The 16,481-nt window shown below is 49.0% G+C and carries 12 protein-coding genes and 4 tRNA genes; 10 read left to right on the top strand and 6 right to left on the bottom strand.

Features of this window, described 5'->3' with window-relative positions; translation table 11 throughout:
* Position 1: 1 nt before the first annotated feature.
* The 3 genes from ACO6UY_RS01020 to ppnN all read right to left on the bottom strand — a co-directional run bounded on the left by ACO6UY_RS01020 (position 2) and on the right by ppnN (position 4,820).
* Positions 2-490: a YiiD C-terminal domain-containing protein gene (locus tag ACO6UY_RS01020; RefSeq protein WP_422488810.1), complete on the bottom strand. Its 489-nt coding sequence runs from the start codon at positions 488-490 to the stop codon at positions 2-4.
* Between the two features lie 96 nt (positions 491-586).
* Positions 587-3,178 (bottom strand): bifunctional aconitate hydratase 2/2-methylisocitrate dehydratase, encoded by a 2,592-nt coding sequence (gene acnB / locus ACO6UY_RS01015; protein WP_422446135.1) that lies wholly within the window; start codon positions 3,176-3,178, stop codon positions 587-589.
* 265 nt (positions 3,179-3,443) lie between these two features.
* Positions 3,444-4,820, bottom strand: a complete 1,377-nt coding sequence (gene ppnN / locus ACO6UY_RS01010; RefSeq protein WP_422445118.1) for a nucleotide 5'-monophosphate nucleosidase PpnN — start codon at positions 4,818-4,820, stop codon at positions 3,444-3,446.
* 373 nt (positions 4,821-5,193) lie between these two features.
* Here ppnN and yfcD point away from each other — a divergent pair, with 373 nt between their 5' ends.
* Together yfcD and ACO6UY_RS01000 are read left to right on the top strand one after the other, a co-directional pair.
* On the top strand, positions 5,194-5,721 hold the full coding sequence (gene yfcD / locus ACO6UY_RS01005; protein ID WP_101748594.1) for an NUDIX hydrolase YfcD: 528 nt from the start codon (positions 5,194-5,196) through the stop codon (positions 5,719-5,721).
* Positions 5,722-5,756: 35 nt separating this feature from the next.
* Positions 5,757-6,371 carry a riboflavin synthase subunit alpha gene (locus ACO6UY_RS01000; RefSeq protein ID WP_422445116.1) on the top strand — a complete coding sequence of 205 codons (615 nt, stop codon included), beginning with the start codon at positions 5,757-5,759 and terminating at the stop codon, positions 6,369-6,371.
* A 304-nt stretch (positions 6,372-6,675) separates the two neighbouring features.
* Here the strand turns inward: ACO6UY_RS01000 and lon are convergent, their stop codons facing one another.
* The gene (gene lon, locus ACO6UY_RS00995) at positions 6,676-9,102 is read right to left on the bottom strand and encodes an endopeptidase La (RefSeq protein ID WP_422460106.1); all 2,427 of its coding nucleotides are present in this window, start codon (positions 9,100-9,102) and stop codon (positions 6,676-6,678) included.
* A gap of 488 nt (positions 9,103-9,590) precedes the next feature.
* On the opposite strand from lon, the gene ACO6UY_RS00990 reads away from it, so the two are divergent.
* From ACO6UY_RS00990 to rarD, 3 genes are all read left to right on the top strand, one after another.
* On the top strand, positions 9,591-10,196 hold the full coding sequence (locus ACO6UY_RS00990) for a chalcone isomerase family protein (protein ID WP_422445112.1): 606 nt from the start codon (positions 9,591-9,593) through the stop codon (positions 10,194-10,196).
* Positions 10,197-10,348: 152 nt separating this feature from the next.
* Positions 10,349-10,633: a ComEA family DNA-binding protein gene (locus tag ACO6UY_RS00985; protein ID WP_269674461.1), complete on the top strand. Its 285-nt coding sequence runs from the start codon at positions 10,349-10,351 to the stop codon at positions 10,631-10,633.
* Positions 10,634-10,779: 146 nt separating this feature from the next.
* On the top strand, positions 10,780-11,694 hold the full coding sequence (gene rarD, locus ACO6UY_RS00980) for an EamA family transporter RarD (protein WP_422460104.1): 915 nt from the start codon (positions 10,780-10,782) through the stop codon (positions 11,692-11,694).
* Between the two features lie 7 nt (positions 11,695-11,701).
* On the opposite strand, the gene ACO6UY_RS00975 is transcribed toward rarD, so the two are convergent.
* The gene (locus ACO6UY_RS00975) at positions 11,702-11,917 is read right to left on the bottom strand and encodes a hypothetical protein (RefSeq protein WP_146000056.1); all 216 of its coding nucleotides are present in this window, start codon (positions 11,915-11,917) and stop codon (positions 11,702-11,704) included.
* Positions 11,918-12,396: 479 nt separating this feature from the next.
* On the opposite strand from ACO6UY_RS00975, the gene ACO6UY_RS00970 reads away from it, so the two are divergent.
* Positions 12,397-14,487, top strand: coding sequence for a Sip1-related alpha-galactosidase (locus ACO6UY_RS00970; protein WP_422460101.1), 2,091 nt, complete (start codon positions 12,397-12,399; stop codon positions 14,485-14,487).
* A 54-nt stretch (positions 14,488-14,541) separates the two neighbouring features.
* On the opposite strand, the gene folD is transcribed toward ACO6UY_RS00970, so the two are convergent.
* Positions 14,542-15,396 carry a bifunctional methylenetetrahydrofolate dehydrogenase/methenyltetrahydrofolate cyclohydrolase FolD gene (gene folD / locus ACO6UY_RS00965; RefSeq protein WP_422445105.1) on the bottom strand — a complete coding sequence of 285 codons (855 nt, stop codon included), beginning with the start codon at positions 15,394-15,396 and terminating at the stop codon, positions 14,542-14,544.
* Positions 15,397-15,736: 340 nt separating this feature from the next.
* Here folD and ACO6UY_RS00960 point away from each other — a divergent pair.
* From ACO6UY_RS00960 to ACO6UY_RS00945, 4 genes are all read left to right on the top strand, one after another.
* A tRNA-Pro gene (locus ACO6UY_RS00960) sits at positions 15,737-15,813 on the top strand.
* Positions 15,814-15,830: 17 nt separating this feature from the next.
* Positions 15,831-15,907: transfer RNA gene (locus ACO6UY_RS00955), tRNA-Arg, on the top strand.
* Positions 15,908-15,983: 76 nt separating this feature from the next.
* Positions 15,984-16,059 (top strand) — tRNA-His (locus ACO6UY_RS00950).
* 74 nt (positions 16,060-16,133) lie between these two features.
* Positions 16,134-16,218, top strand: a tRNA-Leu gene (locus tag ACO6UY_RS00945).
* Positions 16,219-16,481 lie beyond the last annotated feature (263 nt).

Below are 16,481 nucleotides of genomic sequence, written 5' to 3'. Positions count from 1 at the left end.
GTTACTCAGGCATCGCCACATAAATGCCTTTGTAGGTTGCGATGTTTATGGATGACTGCTCTTCTTTCTCTGTTGAATATAATTCAACCGTTAATTCCAGTTTGGCATTGCGGCGCTCATTCAAACGATCAAAAAACCTGTCGGGAACCACGGCACTGCAATGGGCTGATATGCGGCCTTTGCCGGGAGCATGGTAAGTCAGTTGGGAATCGGCAATAACGGCAGCGCAGTCCTTTACACGTGTTCTGGCGTGAAGGGTGGTAAACAGCCAGCCACAGATGGTGGCCAGCGCGGCAATACTACCACCAAAAGCGGTTCCTTTATCGTTGATATTGGGTGCCAGTGGGCAGCTGATTACTAATTCTCCATCCTTGAACTGATCAAAACTGACTTCCATATTATTCAGTAGCGGGATGTTGTCTTTTATCCACGCGATCAGTTCTGGTGTGAAATGGGATTCTGGTGTTGCCGTGTCCATATTGCAGGCCATCACTCATCTGGTATCTAAATAACTATGATAAAAATAAAAAGCCCCTGATAACAGGGGCTTTTGCGTCGATTAACGCAGCAATGTATCAGCTGGGTATCAGCTGGCTTTAGCGATGATATCGTCAGCAGCCTTCTGATAAGACTCTACCTGGTCAAAGTTGAGGTAGCGATAGACGTCACCCGCCATGGCATCCAGGTTGCTGGCGTATGCCATATACTCTGCCACGGTTGGTATTTTGCCAAGAATGGCACCGACAGATGCCAGCTCAGCAGAACAGAGGTATACATTAGCGCCATCCCCCAGACGGTTGGGGAAGTTACGGGTAGAGGTAGAGAGTACTGTTGCGCCTGGCTCTACACGTGCCTGGTTACCCATGCAGAGTGAGCAGCCGGGGATTTCGGTCCGCACACCGTTGTCGTTGTAAATGTTGTAATAGCCTTCTTCTTCCAGCTGTGCCTTGTCCATTTTGGTGGGAGGCGACATCCAGAAGCGGGTCTTCAGTGGATCATGGTTCTGTTCCAGCAGTTTTCCGGCAGCACGGAAGTGACCGATATTGGTCATACAGGAGCCCAGGAACACTTCATCGACCTTGTCACCGGCAACATCCGACAGTGTACGGGCATCGTCCGGGTCGTTTGGTGCACAGAGAATGGGTTCCTTGATGTCTGCCAGATCGATTTCGATTACCTCAGCGTATTCGGCATCGGCATCCGCACGCATCATGGTTGGGTTGGCCAGCCACTCTTCCATCTTACGGGCACGACGTTCCAGAGTGCGGGCATCGCCATAACCTTCACTGATCATCCAGCGCAGCATGGTGATGTTGGACTTCAGATATTCAGTGATGGACTCTTCAGACAGGGTGATGGTACAGCCGGCAGCAGAGCGCTCAGCAGAAGCATCGGAGAGCTCAAAAGCCTGTTCAACGGTGAGGTTTTCCAAGCCTTCAATTTCCAGTACGCGGCCGGAGAAGGCATTTTTCTTGCCTTTCTTCTCGACGGTCAAAAGGCCTTGCTTGATGCCATAGAGTGGAATGGCGTGCACCAGATCACGCAGGGTAATGCCCGGTTGCATTTCACCTTTGAAGCGAACCAGAACAGACTCAGGCATATCCAATGGCATAACACCGGTTGCCGCCGCAAATGCCACAAGGCCTGAACCTGCTGGGAAAGAGATGCCCAGCGGGAAACGGGTGTGGGAGTCACCACCGGTACCCACGGTATCTGGCAGCAACATGCGGTTCAGCCAGCTATGGATGATGCCGTCACCAGGGCGCAGGGCGACACCGCCCCGGTTCATAATGAAGTCCGGCAGAGTGTGATGAGTTTCCACGTCTACTGGTTTTGGATAGGCGGCAGTGTGGCAGAAAGACTGCATAACCAGGTCAGAAGAGAAGCCCAGACAGGCCAGGTCTTTCAATTCATCACGGGTCATTGGTCCGGTGGTGTCCTGGGAGCCGACAGTGGTCATTTTGGGCTCACAGTACTGGCCAGGGCGGACGCCGGGCACACCGCAGGCTTTGCCGACCATTTTCTGGGCCAGCGTGAAACCATGGGTTGATTCTTTAGGGGGCTGCGGGCGGCGGAATATGTCGGAATGGCCCAGATCCAGTGCCTCACGGGCTTTGTCCGTCAGTCCACGGCCAATGATCAGGTTGATACGGCCACCGGCCTGTACTTCGTCAAGAATAACGTCGGATTTGAAGGTGAACTCAGACAGAACTTCCCCGGACTCAGAGAGAATCTTGCCATCGTATGGGCGAATTTCGATAACATCACCCATGTTTAACTTATCCACCGGGGCTTCAAACACCAGGGCACCGGCATCTTCCATGGTGTTGAAGAAAATAGGGGCTACCTTGCTGCCTATACAGATACCGCCAGCACGCTTGTTGGGCACACCGGGGATATCATCACCAAAGAACCAGAGCACCGAGTTGGTGGCAGACTTACGGGAAGAGCCGGTACCGACAACGTCACCCACGAAAGCAACCGGCAGGCCTTTGCTCTTGATGGCTTCAATTTGCTCAAGCGGGCCGGTGACGCCATGCTCTTCAGGTTCCAGACCATCGCGGGTCATCTTGTAGGCAGCACGAGCGTGCAGTGGAATATCCGGGCGAGACCAGGCATCAGGGGCAGGGGACAGATCATCGGTATTGGTTTCACCGGTCACCTTGAATACCGCAACCTTGATGCTTTCAGGCACGGCATCACGCCCGGTGAACCATTCTGCTTCAGCCCAGGATTTCAGAACGGCCTGGGCATTGGCATTGCCATCTTTGGCTTTTTCTTCCACATCGTGGAAAGAGTCGAACACCAGCAGGGTTTTTTTCAGCTGCTCAGCGGCAAGTTCACCCAGCTCGGTGCTGTCCAGAAGGGCTATCAGGGTTTCGATATTGTAACCACCCAGCATCATGCCCAGCAGCTCAACGGCTTTCTTGCTGTCAACCAGTGGGGATTCAGCTTCGCCCTTGACGAGGGCGGAGAGGAATCCGGCTTTTACATAGGCAGCTTCGTCAACACCGGGGGGAATACGATTTTCAAGGAGGTCCAGAATATATTGTTCTTCACCGGCTGGTGGATTTTTCAGCAGTTCAATCAGGCCTGACACCTGTTCTGCATTCAGCGGCTTAGGTGGGACACCTTCTTGGCCACGCTCTTCGACGTGTTTTCTGTAGGCTTCTAACACGAGTTCTACCCTCATCATCTGTGGCAGGCTCTTGGGCGATCCTTCGACAAACCTTTATGATCTTATGGGTCCGTCAGACGTTCCAAGGAAATCTTTACCAGTAGCACTGGTGGCGCGGGCAGTATAGCGAAAGGTGCTTTTCAAGTTAAGTAAAGACCGTAATAGCCACTATTTTTTCTGTGAATGGCTGTTTCAGTATTTGTGATTTACGCAGGCAGCATCTGAAGAAGCCGAAGCGGCCTCTTCAGGTGGAATTGACAAAAAGTCAGGATTCAATGATTTCGTAGCAGGGTTGGTAGTGGCTTCCGGGCAGTTTCATCCGGTGCTGATCAACAAACGATTGCAGAAGGGTGTCCATCTGTTGCATCAGGCCCGGTTCACCACTGAGCTTATAAGGGCCATGCTCACGGATCAGGTTAACACCGTCTTCCTTGATATTCCCGGCAACAATGCCCGACATAACACGACGGAGGTTGGCTGCCAGCTGGTGGGCCGAGAGATTGCTGTGCAGTTCCTGGCTGGCCATGTTTTCATGGGTGGGCTCGAAAGGCTGCTGGAACTCCTGGTCAATCTTTAGCAGCCAGTTAAAGTAGTAGGCATCCCCATGTCGACGACGGAAGCGGGTTACTTTTTCCAGGCCACGGGCCATGATTGTGGCAACCCTGGCTGGATCATTGACGATGATCTGGTACTTTTCCTGCGCCTCTTTGCCCAGTGTATTGCCAATGAAGTTGTCAATCTGTTCAAAGTAAGCTTCTGACCCGGCGGGCCCTGTCAGGATCATGGTCAGGGGAATGTCTGTATTGTCCGGGTGCAGGAGAATACCGATCAGGTAAAGAATCTCTTCACAGGTTCCCGGTCCACCCGGAAATACAATGATGCCATGCCCCAGACGGACAAAGGCTTCCAGACGTTTTTCGATATCGGGCAGGATAACCAGCTCATTGACAATCGGGTTAGGAGACTCGGCAGCAATAATGCCAGGCTCGGTCAGCCCAATAAAACGACCATGACTGATCCGCTGCTTGGCATGGCCAATGTAGGCACCTTTCATCGGCCCTTTCATCGCACCGGGGCCGCAGCCGGTACAGATATTCATTCTTCTGAGGCCCAGTTGATAACCGACCAGTTTCGTGTATTCATATTCATCACGGCCAATGGAGTGTCCACCCCAGCAGACCACGATATTGGGCGTCTGTTTGGTGATAAAGGCGTTGGCATTTCTGAGCACCTCAAACACCAGGTGTGTGATGTCGGATGAACTTCCGTGATCGAAACGCTTGTCGCTGGTGATCAGGGACGAAACATAGAGAATATCCCTGAGTACGGAAAACAGGTTTTCCCTGACACCCCGGATCAGTTTTTTATCAACAAATGCAGACGCCGGTGCATTGATCAGTTCTAGTTTCAGTCCACGGTGTTCCTGAACAATGCGGATATCAAATTCGGAGTAGGTTTGTAACAGCTCTTCTGCGCTGTCACCTTCCATCTCATCACTTAACACAGCCAGGGCGCACTGGCGGAACAGGCGATGCAGGCCAGCTTTGGTATTATCCTGAAGAATATTGACTTCCCGGCTGGACAGTACTCGCATGGAGCCAACCGGGTTAACAATGGCGGAGACTACATTAGGTTTACTCATTATGCCCCCTTAAAGGATGGTGTTCGGTGTCAGACAGCATTTTTTAGGTGGTTATGGCAGTAATGGATGCTGGTCAGGACAAAATTATATTTAACTAACTATCGGATCCTGTGGGTTGAAATCGAGTGAAAATTACAGTTTTTACTGATTGGGAAAATTAAAATTCCTATTGCCCTAAGCAAATTATACCGGTTTTGGTCGCTAATGATCAGTCTTGACGAAATGATACCGCTTTGACAGATTGGCAGAGATGCCACAAACGCCTTTGCCTTTTTGTTGAATGTTGACTGGTATTTTCTGTTTTCGATTACCAATAGCTTGATATAAGATGTTGCCACAATAATAAATGAATGACAGATAAGAGGAGATCTCGATGCCTGGCCAGCAAGAGGTGGAAGCGTCTGTGGAAAGTGTGGTGGTGGTTGATGACCATAATTTTGTTCTCGGGTCCGTTCCCAGGGGGAAGATGCGAGAAGAAGCACTCTGCCACAGGGCAACCTATATTTTTGTCTTCAATTCAGCAGGGCAGCTGTATGTTCAGGAGAGGACCCTGAATAAGGATATTTATCCGGGCTACTTTGATCCCGCTACAGGGGGCGTGGTTACCGAAGGGGAAAGCTACGATCAGGCGGCTGAACGGGAGCTGGCTGAGGAGCTTGGTATCGAGAATGTGCCCATCACTTCGCATTTTCACTTTTTTTTCCATAATGATGATTGTCAGGTCTGGGGCAGGGTCTACAGCTGTTATTATGATGGTCCTTTGACCCTCCAGGAAGAAGAGGTTGCCAGTGTGGTGCTGGAATCACCGGACGAGGTGCTGGCGAACCACAACCACCGAAATTATACGCCAGACAGTCTGGTTGCTCTTGAGAGACTGGTTCACTGTCTCAAAACATTCTGATGTAGGCCAACGTGTTTGGCGACGATAGGTAGTGTATGTTTACAGGTATTGTGAAGGGATTTTTTCCGGTTGGTCGAATTGAAAAATTCAACGAACTGAATCGTATTACTGTGCTGTTGCCGTCCACATTGCTGGAAGGCTTGGAAACCGGAGCCAGTATTGCAGTGAATGGATGCTGTTTGACAGTTACTGCTTTTGACCGGGAAAGTGCCACTTTCGATGTGATGAAAGAGACCCTGAGGGTTACTAACCTGGGGGCGTTGGGAGAAGGTGATAAAGTCAATATTGAAAGAGCTGCACGCTTTGGTGACGAAATTGGCGGGCATCTTCTCTCTGGTCATATTCACGATACGGTTGAGATTTGTGACATTAAGCAGGAAGAAAACAATGTGACAGTATTCTTTCAATTTGCTTCTGAATGGCAAGACTATATTCTGCCTAAAGGCTATGTGTCTCTGAATGGCTGTAGTTTGACTATTGGTGAGAAGGTTGAGGGAGGGCGCTTTTGTATCCATCTTATTCCGGAAACCTTAAGAATGACGTCATTTGGTACAGCGGAAGTTGGCGATAGAGTTAACCTGGAAATAGACAGCCAGACTCAGGCGATTGTCACTACGGTGAAAAGTTATCTGGAATCAACCAGGTTATGATATGTGTGGTGATATAGTTCTCTGAACCTTTTTATGCTTTCGCAGGGTTGCAAATTCTTGAGCTACAACCCTGTGTCGTTCCGGTATCTGTTTCCTCATTGTTTTTCTGCTATTTTAAAAAACTTTAATATGCTTATTACGTCTTATATATCATTTGAAAAATTTTGCCGCACGGCCCACAATAAAAGTGCTCACTAGCGTGTCCAAACGGGATTAGATCCCGCTGCTATTGTAAGAGTGATTAAGAAAGCGCCACCTGATCGGGTGGCGTTTTTTATTTACAGCAGAGTACGGTTGGCTCTACTTACTTTTTTCCTTTGCTTTTGCTGACCGCTGGAAATGCAATTCTATAGACGTCCTCGTATTGGCTGGCAAAATGCACAGAGATGCCTTCACGGATGTAATCCGGTAGCTCATCAAAGTCTCTGCGGTTATCTTCCGGAAGAACCAGGTTCATAATTCCCTGCCGTCGGGCAGCAATTACCTTTTCTCTGATACCGCCCACAGCCAATACTTTGCCTGTCAGGGTCAGCTCTCCGGTCATCGCCAGATTTTTCAGGGGTTTAATGCCTTTGGCCAGAGAGATTAAAGCGGTTGTCATGGTGACACCGGCACTGGGGCCATCTTTCGGGGTGGCACCTTCCGGAACATGGAGGTGTATAAATGCAGTTTTCAGAAAGTCTTCCTGAATACCCAGCTTTTTGGCGTGACTGGTAGTATAGCTGTAGGAGATTTCAGCCGACTCTTTCATCACCTCACCCAGCTTGCCAGTCAGTTTAAAACCGGCTCTTTGCTGATGTATCAGGCAGGCTTCAACAGGGAGTGTGGCACCCCCCATTGCGGTCCAGGCAAGACCGGTAACTATGCCAAGACCTTCCATGGTTTTTTCTTTACGAAAGTAGGGGGCTCCGAGAAAGTCTTCCAGATTTTTAGCCGAAACCGTCAGCTTGTGTTCATCATTTTCCAGGAATTTGACGACAACTTTGCGAATGATTTTTTGCAATAATTTCTCAAAGTGACGAACCCCTGCTTCCCGGGCATAACCATCAATAATTTTACGGAAGGTTGTATCTGAGATTCTAAGCTGGCTCTTTTTCAGTCCTGCTTTGTTCAGTTGTTTGGGCCATAAGTGATTCTTGGCAATCGCTACCTTCTCTTCGGTGATATAGCCGGACAGCCTGATTACATCCATTCGATCAAGCAGTGGTCCCGGGATAGTATCCAACTGATTGGCTGTGCAAATGAACAGGACTTTTGACAGATCAATTCTCATGTCCAGATAGTGGTCAAGAAACTCGCTGTTCTGCTCAGGATCCAATACCTCCAGCAGTGCCGATGCGGGATCACCACGGAAGGACGCACCAATTTTATCAATCTCATCAAGCATGATGACCGGATTGGAGACTTCTACTTCCTTCAGTGCCTGAATCAGCTTTCCGGGCATCGCTCCAATATAAGTACGACGATGTCCTTTAATCTCAGCTTCATCTCTCATGCCGCCCAAACTGAAACGGTAAAATTTTCGGTCCAGAGCTTTGGCGACGGACTTGCCAATAGAGGTTTTGCCCACACCCGGAGGGCCTACCAGCAACATAATGGAGCCGGATACTTCTTTCCGGTAAGCACCCACTGCCAGAAACTCAACAATGCGCTCTTTAACATCCTCAAGACCATCATGGTCGGAACTGAGTACGTTTCTTGCGTGATGAAGATCGAGGTTATCTTCAGAGTACAGGCCAAAAGGGACAGATGTCGCCCAATCGAGATAATTTCTGCAAACAGCGTATTCCGGGGAGCCGGTTTCCAGAATAGACAGCTTTTTCAGCTCATCATCGATTTTGCTCCTGGCACTTTCAGGGACGATCAGCTTTGCCAGTCTCTGCTCGAACTGTTCAATCTCAGCAGTTCGGTCATCTTTCGATATGCCCAGCTCTTTTTGAATGACTTTAAGCTGTTCCTTCAAGAAGAACTCGCGCTGATGATTACTGATTTTCCGGTTAACTTCCGCATTGATTTCACTCTGAAGGCGGGCGACCTCCTGCTCTTTGCGAATCAACACCAGTACCTTTTCCATCCTGCGTTGAACAGGGATGGTTTCCAGTACTTCCTGCAGCTCCTGTCCGGGAGCGGTGGTAATAGCCGCTGCAAAATCTGCCAGGGGGGAGGGGTCTTTGGGACTGAAGCGGTTCAGATAATTTTTCAGCTCCTCGCTGTACAGAGGATTCAGCGGGATAAGCTCTTTGATCGCCTGGATCAGTGCCAGTGCATAGGCTTTTACTTCATCACTGTCGTCTTCAGGGGTATCGATATAGTCGACCTGAACCAGGTAAGGAGGCCGGCGACGTAACCATTGTCGTATTCTGAAACGTTGCATTCCCAGGGCAATAAACTGAACCTGGTCATTGTCTGACACAATATTATGGATTTTGACAACGCAACCTACCTGGGGAAAATCTTCCGGCGCAACGTCTATGCCGGGCATTCGGCCAACAAAGCTGAGACCAACCGCTTTATGAGGGCTCTGGCCAACACGTTGCAGTGTTTCTCCCCACTCCTCATTGCTGAATACTAACGGTTGTACCTGTGCAGGAAAGAAAGGGCGGTTCGAAACGGGGATTAGATAGAGTTTGTCTGGTAGTGACTGGTGTGGAAGTACAAGTCCGGTACTGGTTTTTTGACTGTCTTCGTCCCCATCGAGCACTTCGGGGTTGTTTGGATCCTGATCTGTCATAGTCTGTCTGCAAAAGCTGGTTTAACAGGAAAGTCTGGTTGATATTCTGTTGCAAAGGTATGGTGTAGCGGGCTTTAAGGAAGCTTGGGCTAACCCATTACTCAGTGCTTCAACCTTGTGTTCTGGATAGTCTATTTTGAGGCTTATCCAGTAATTTCAATAGTCAGTGCACTTAAGTATGGTTTAGATAGTCAGGATTGGTAACGGGAATATTGGGCTGCTGACCAGTGGTAATGGAGAGGGTTTTATCCACTGCTCATGAAAGTTATGGCTGATGAAATGGTGACAATTTAATGACGGCAATCAGCCTCTGGAGTGACAATACAGGTAAAGATCATGGCAGCTTAAACCCTGTGCATAGTATGATTGCCTGACCTGCTGCGCTGGCGGCCAGGCTATGAAATGTCGAAGTGGTTACAGCTCAGTAGGCTGGAAGCTGCCAATTAAGTGGGATAGTATTTCCTGACAATAATAATAAGGTGTGTAGTATGCAAAACTATGACTCTTTTTATCGTATTCCTCTTTTAACTGCCTTGCTTATGTTGCTGTCATTGCCTGTTAATGCACTTGTCATTAATAAGTACGACCTGCCAGACACTATTGCGGCGGAGGGTGATAAGCCAGAGCTTAAATTGCAGGGTGCGGCAGTCAGGTCATGGTATCTGATGGTTAAAGGGTATATCGGTGCTCTTTATCTGGAAGAGCCGACCAGTAGCCCTGAAGAGATTTATGCCTCTGACACGCATCAACGAATGGCATTTGTTATGCTGGTGTCAAAAATGAGCGCCCGACGGATAGCCAATGCCTTTTATGAATCCATCCAATTGAACAGCCCACCCGATGAGCAGGAAGCGGTGAAAGAGGACCTTGAGAAAATCTTTACACTGGTTGATGGCTCAATGAAAAAAGGTGAACAGGCTGTGTTTGAGTACCTTCCGGGTAAAGGGTTGCGGATTGAAATTGCCGGTGATGAGAAAGGTATCGTTCCTGCCAGTAAAGAGTTGTTCAATCTGTTCCTGCGAGTGTGGATTGGTGAGACACCACCCAGTAAGCCTTTTAAAGAGCAGGTTTTGGGGGTTGCTCCGGCTGCGTGATAATTTGATCCGCTTATCTGCCCGGGATTTTTTGTCTTGCAGTTATCCCAGGCATTGCCTTGAATGTTCTTAAGGATGGTTTATTCAACAAAGCTGTTTTATAGACAATCTATCAATAGCGGATTAGTTATCAATTTTAAGGAGTCATTGATATGGATATCAAAACCCTCGTCTTTTTAGGTGCATCTTTTTTCAGTATCTCTGTCTTTGGGGCTGACCAGAAAGCCCGGTCTGGTGATCAGAAAGTTAATGTGAATCAGGCAAACATGGAGCAGCTGGACAAAGGACTTCTCGGGGTTGGACCCCGCATCGCAATGGAAATTGTCAAGCATCGTGATCAGCATGGCCCTTATCAGAGCTTTGATGATTTGGATAAGGTTAAATATGTTGGCAGCAGAATGCTGGATAAAAATAAAAATCGTATAGTTTTTGACTGATCTGTCTCGCCAGGAGCCTGGATGAGTTCAGGCTTCTTCAGTTAATGTTTTATCTAGGGTTTCGTTGTTTCTACAATGCAAAATCTGAATGGGCTGTTATTTTTCCTGGCATCCCGAGGATGCTATGGGTCTGATGTGGGGGATTTGTGAGAGACGCAGGAGTACAGTCTGGCCTGACGTTTGCCGTCGGGGCATTTGCTTTGTGGGGGCTGATCCCCATCTATTTCAAGATTGTTGAACAGGTGTCTCCTTTGGAGGTGCTTGCTCATCGGGTTTTCTGGTCATCACTTTTGCTGGTTTGCTTTTTATCTTTTCGCCGTAAACTGAAAAGGATCCTTGAGATAATAAAGTCACCCCGGATACTGGGGTGGTTGGTTTTGTCGTCGCTGTTTATTGCTGGAAACTGGCTCTGTTTTATCTGGGGAGTGACCAATGACAGGATTCTGGAAACCAGCCTCGGTTATTACATCAACCCGCTGATCAGCGTTTTTTTTGGCTACTGTTTTCTGGGGGAACGTCTGACCCGATACCAGATGCTGGCGGTGTTTATAGCAGCAGCGGCGGTATCAATTCAGATGTTTTTGCTGGGTAAACTGCCCTGGGTCGCTTTTGTACTGGCCTTGTGTTTCGGGTTCTATGGCTTGATCCGGAAAAGGATTAATGTCGATGCGACCTCTGGACTGGCTATTGAGACATTGCTGTTGATGCCTCCCGCCGCTTTCTATTTCCTGTGGTTGATGGGTAATGATTTGCATGCTTTTCGCTTTTCTGATCCGGATACCAGTCTTCTCCTTGCCCTGTCCGGGTTTGTGACCACCATACCTCTGGTGTTGTTCAATATGGCGGCTCAAAAGTTGCCGTTGACTGTGTTGGGAATCATGCAGTATCTGGCACCATCCATTTCATTTCTGGTGGGTGTGACAATTTATAATGAGCCGCTGGGTGTGGTGCAGATGGCTACTTTCGCTTTGATATGGCTCGCACTGGTCATTTTTACGCTGGATGGCCTGTTTCGACATAAGCGACAGCGTGAACGATTGGAAGTCCCTCACGCTGAGTAGGTCTGGTTTACTGTCTGTCAGGGGTGTCTTTTTCTTTACTTTTCTTGATAGAGGTTTTTGAGCGGGCTTTCCTGACTGGGAGTGATAAAGCCTGCTCTCTGGGCAGCACCCGGTAAATCTGTCGGTAGTACTCTTTTTCAAGGTCGCCAGGGGTTTCGGGAAGGGGCACCATACCCATCTGTCTGAGATAGGCTTCCATGCTACTGAGTGATGGTTTGTTCATTGAAGAGTCCTGGATGATTCTGACAAAAGTAACGAAGACAAAAGATGTCGGCAGCAGGGCTTATTCCATTAAACCGGGTGCTGACATGGAACGCTAAATGGTATGCATACTGCATGCCATTTTTTTGACGGCGTGGTTTTCTACTTTGTTCCACATGCCTGATGTAGTGTACTTTCGCTGTTTGTGCTTCAGTTGTTCAGGGTTGAATGACTTAGGCGCTCTTCGCTCTAAAGCTCTGTTTGTGATTTTTGGCGTGTGTTGTTGGTAAAAGGTGTTACCTTTCCGTTGGTTTTCCTTGCGTGGGTAACATTTTCAGCGGTTTTCATCTTGCAAAATTTCCGTGCTAATCAGCTTATCGGGCTGTCGTTTTATATCACGGATAAGCAATTTATTAGATTTTCACTGCCGTATATCCGATTTTGAGAAATACTGTAGGCAAAGGATGACATTGTTCTTTCCAAGATGCAGTTGAGGCAGTTATGTATTCTCTTCGTGAAAAAGACCAGCTGGTAAATCTGTGTTATGACCAGGCAGCAGTATGTCAGGGGATCACTGTTTATGTCCGTTTGGATAATGGTGAGGAATATGCTCTGCCATGGTCAGAGCAGTCGGGGATATTTGTTCACGATGACTGGCTGTCTGTCAGGTTGTCTCTGGAGACCAAAGGAAGACAGCTGTTGTTATCTCTGAATGCTGAGATTAGCAAGGGAGTTAGTTGGCCGGGGCGCAGTTGGCATCCCCGTTGCGCCGTCAGAATCAATATCGCCTCTCTGGGTGATATTTCCGGTTTGTGTGCCCATTATCTTTATAACAGTTGGTGGACGCGGCCGCATTTTGATTGCGCCCTTAACAATCTGCCAGAGAAAACACAGTCTTTGCTGTACGGTCTGGGGGAAGAGTATCACCATCTGTTGGCCGTATGTGATGAGCAGGTTCGCTGTGAATTTCAGGGTGGGGACGTCGCTGGCATTGAGTTGGTGGCGGGTCCTTCAAAGTCGGGTGTTAGAGATTTTTCGGGCCTGATTGCCATTTATGGTGTCAGTACAGATCCATTTTCACTGATCAATAACAATGTGCAGTTGGGGCGTCACCATCTATCGTACTATTCCAGACCAAGAGAGCAGCGTACCTTGCCTGAGGTGTTTAACTATCTCGGCTGGTGCAGTTGGGATGCCTGTTATCTTGATGTGACTGAGGAGGCTGTTGCTGCAAAAGCTCAGGAGTTTTACTCCAAAAGGGTTCCGGTAAAATGGATGCTGGTGGATGATGGCTGGTCGGAAGAGAAAGATCGTCGGCTGTTGTCCTGGAAGGAAGATCGGAAGAAGTTTCCGGCTGGACTTACCGGTTTAAAGCAGACTCTTCAGGATGACTACGGTATTCCCTGGATGGGGGTGTGGCATGCTCTGACCGGGCAGTGGGAAGGGATCGATGCCGAAGCCAGCTTTCCTGTCCCTTTGGATGAACTGGATTCATCAAGAAGGTTACCCCCAACCTCAGAAGGGGATGCATTTCGCTTCTGGCACGGCTGGCACGACTATCTGGCCCGGCAGGGCGTTGATTTCATTAAAGTCGATGTTCAGAGCAATCTTGCCAACCACTATAGATACCGGGATTTTCCCGGAAGAGTATCCCGGGTAGCGCATCAGGCCCTTGAAGCGTCAACGGGGCTGCATTTTAACGGACAACTGATCAACTGCATGGGGATGGCCAGCGATCAGCTGTGGAACCGACCGTCATCAGCTCTTGCGCGTAATAGTGATGATTTTTTCCCAAAGAAAAGCGGTAATCTCCAGGAGCATGCACTGCAGAATGCCTATAACGCGGTGTTTCATGATGCCTTTTTTATAGGTGACTGGGATATGTGGTGGACCATTCACGAAGACTCTGATGCCCATGCGCTGCTCAGGGCGGTGAGTGGCGGACCCATTTATACCAGCGATCCGGTTGGGCAGACTGATGCAGAGCAACTGATGAAGCTGGTGTTTAATAATGGTCGGGTGGTTCGCTGTGACCAGCAGGGAAAGGTGGCTCGGGAACAGCTATTTGAAAACCCTCTCTATTCCGGGAAGTTACTCAAAGTGACCAATCGGATTGGGGCAGTGGGAGTCCTTGCCTTATTCAATATTGCCGAAGATCACCAACCGATTACTGAGCGTATCACTGCGTCACCCCTGGAAAATGACAGTGGTGAATGGTTGGTATACTGGCCGACCCGACGGCAATGTTTCAGCCATTCTGAGCTGCCGGAAATACGGCTTGGGCAGAATGGGGCAGATCTGCTGCTGTTTTATCCTGAAGAGTCATTGGTCTGTCTTGGGCTGGAAGATAAGATTCTGCCAGCCTGTGCCATAGTTGATCAGGTGGTGTGCTGGAAAGATAGCGGTGTTCGCCTTGAAAGCCGACTCAGGCAGGGAGGCAGGCTGTTAATTTACAGTGAGCACCCGATTCTGGAGGTTCGAATCAACGGGCAGGATTATGAGTGGGAGGAGTCGGGTAATATGTACCTTATTGATTGCTCTGAGTGGGAAGATGAAATCTTTCTGGAATGTCTGGCCAGTCTGAAGTCCTAAGATGGATCCGGCAGTGAAGCTGCCGGTCTTAATCTTGAACGCTCTTTTCTCGGCTCAGTAATGCAGATGATCTGCTGCATACAGTGTGTTTTCCAAGAGTGTCGCCACGGTCATCGGGCCAACACCGCCGGGAACCGGGGTAATCCATGAGGCTCTTTCTCTGGCAACATCAAACTCCACATCACCCACCAGTCGGCCATCATCCATACGGTTGATGCCAATATCAATCACCACGGCACCGGGCTTTACCCAGGCACCTTTAACCAGTCCGGGCTTGCCTGCGCCAACCACCAGAATGTCTGCCCGGGCTACTTCAGCGGCCAGGTCCTCGGTAAAGCGATGCGTGGTGGTTGTAGTGCAGCCGGCCAGTAACAGTTCCATGGTCATTGGTCGACCGACAATATTGGAGGCACCGACAATAACGGCGTTCTTGCCACGAATGGGCTGGCCTGTGCTTTCCAGCAGTGTCATCACACCTTTTGGTGTGCAGGGGCGCAACAGTGGAATGCGCTGAACCAGCCTGCCAATGTTGTAAGGATGAAAGCCATCGACGTCTTTATCCGGACGGATGCGTTCAATCACCAGTTCGCAGTTGATGTGTTCAGGCAGGGGTAATTGTACAAGAATACCATCAATGGCCGGATCATCATTGAGGCTGTCAATTAACTCCAGCAGATACTGTTCGCTGGTGGAGGCTGGCAGGTCGTGGGATATGGATTTGAAACCCACCCTTTCACAGTCCTGTCTTTTCTTGCCGACATAAACCTTGGAAGCCGGGTCATCACCAATCAGAATAACCGCCAGCCCCGGAGCCCTGAGACCCTGTGAAGTTCTTTTTTTCACCTGTTCGGCGATGGCGTCGGTCAGTTGCAGGGCAATGGCTTTGCCATCAATAATTTTTGCTGTCATATGTGCTGAAGCCTGTTGCTGACAATATTGGTTGATTGGCGAATATTGAAAATGACCGTTAGTTTAACAGTGCTCAGGCTCTGTTGACACAACAGCCTGCTGATAAAGCCACTGGTTCAACCTATATGAAGTCTGTTCGATATAAAGGGTGAGCATGGTGGTTTTTTTTTCAGACAGATTGGTATGGTCATTCAGACGAAGAAGTTTCCTGCATTATCTGAACTGCTATGTGGATCAAAAAATGCATATGGCAATTGACGAGCGCCATGCTTGTGAGTAGTATTCGTCGCCGTTGACCAGCGGAACTTTTCGGGATTTCCTGAAAGTAGCTGGAAAATTTCGGGGTATAGCGCAGTCTGGTAGCGCGCCTGCTTTGGGAGCAGGATGTCGGGAGTTCGAATCTCTCTACCCCGACCAGTCAGAAAGATGATTAAGCGCCCGTAGCTCAGTTGGATAGAGCATCCGCCTTCTAAGCGGATGGTCGCAGGTTCGAATCCTGCCGGGTGCGCCATTTTTCAGATGGCCATTTATCCTGCCTTATGCTTGATTCTTTGGTTCAATTTGAATAGTCTTTCGGTCAGTTACTGGTGGGCGTAGCTCAGTTGGCAGAGCTCCGGATTGTGATTCCGGCGGTCGAGGGTTCGAGCCCCTTCGCCCACCCCAGGTTAACGGTTGTCCGGGTGTTTTGGATGGCCTGAAAAATACAGTGTTTTGCGTGCTTCGTGGAAACATTGTGAGCGGAAGTGGTGAAATTGGTAGACACGCTGGATTTAGGTTCCAGTGCCGCAAGGTGTGAGAGTTCGAGTCTCTCCTTCCGCACCAGTCATTAACGGGGATAAGTATGCTTATCCCCGTTTTTGTATGTTTCATCCAAAGAAACTGCCCTGATGGGGGGTGTATGGACCCACTAGTCCTTAGCTTCGGGGAAACGTATATGAATAGTGCAGATAGGAAAAGCTGAGCCAGGGCTGCTGTGTTTTGGGTCTTTTAAATACGCTTTTCAGGTAAAGTCTGCTTTGTTCGTTGGTTTTTACCGTTGAGAAGTGAGAGTGGTGCAAATCCTGTAGGGAACGGGAATGTTTTAA

This window comes from Endozoicomonas sp. ALE010, assembly GCF_049310165.1.
Lineage (GTDB): Bacteria > Pseudomonadota > Gammaproteobacteria > Pseudomonadales > Endozoicomonadaceae > Endozoicomonas.
The sequence above is the reverse complement of the archived record's forward strand: the minus strand, read 5'-3'. Positions and strand labels throughout refer to the sequence as shown.

Excerpts from the sequence above, each read along its gene's own strand:
- lon (WP_422460106.1), bottom strand. The coding sequence starts at position 9,102 with ATGACAGATCAGGATCCAAACAACCCCGAAGTGCTCGATGGGGACGAA.
- ppnN (WP_422445118.1), bottom strand. The coding sequence starts at position 4,820 with ATGAGTAAACCTAATGTAGTCTCCGCCATTGTTAACCCGGTTGGCTCC.
- folD (WP_422445105.1), bottom strand. The coding sequence starts at position 15,396 with ATGACAGCAAAAATTATTGATGGCAAAGCCATTGCCCTGCAACTGACC.
- ACO6UY_RS01020 (WP_422488810.1), bottom strand. The coding sequence starts at position 490 with ATGGCCTGCAATATGGACACGGCAACACCAGAATCCCATTTCACACCA.
- ACO6UY_RS00975 (WP_146000056.1), bottom strand. The coding sequence starts at position 11,917 with ATGAACAAACCATCACTCAGTAGCATGGAAGCCTATCTCAGACAGATG.
- yfcD (WP_101748594.1), top strand. The coding sequence starts at position 5,194 with ATGCCTGGCCAGCAAGAGGTGGAAGCGTCTGTGGAAAGTGTGGTGGTG.
- ACO6UY_RS01000 (WP_422445116.1), top strand. The coding sequence starts at position 5,757 with ATGTTTACAGGTATTGTGAAGGGATTTTTTCCGGTTGGTCGAATTGAA.
- ACO6UY_RS00990 (WP_422445112.1), top strand. The coding sequence starts at position 9,591 with ATGCAAAACTATGACTCTTTTTATCGTATTCCTCTTTTAACTGCCTTG.
- ACO6UY_RS00970 (WP_422460101.1), top strand. The coding sequence starts at position 12,397 with ATGTATTCTCTTCGTGAAAAAGACCAGCTGGTAAATCTGTGTTATGAC.
- ACO6UY_RS00985 (WP_269674461.1), top strand. The coding sequence starts at position 10,349 with ATGGATATCAAAACCCTCGTCTTTTTAGGTGCATCTTTTTTCAGTATC.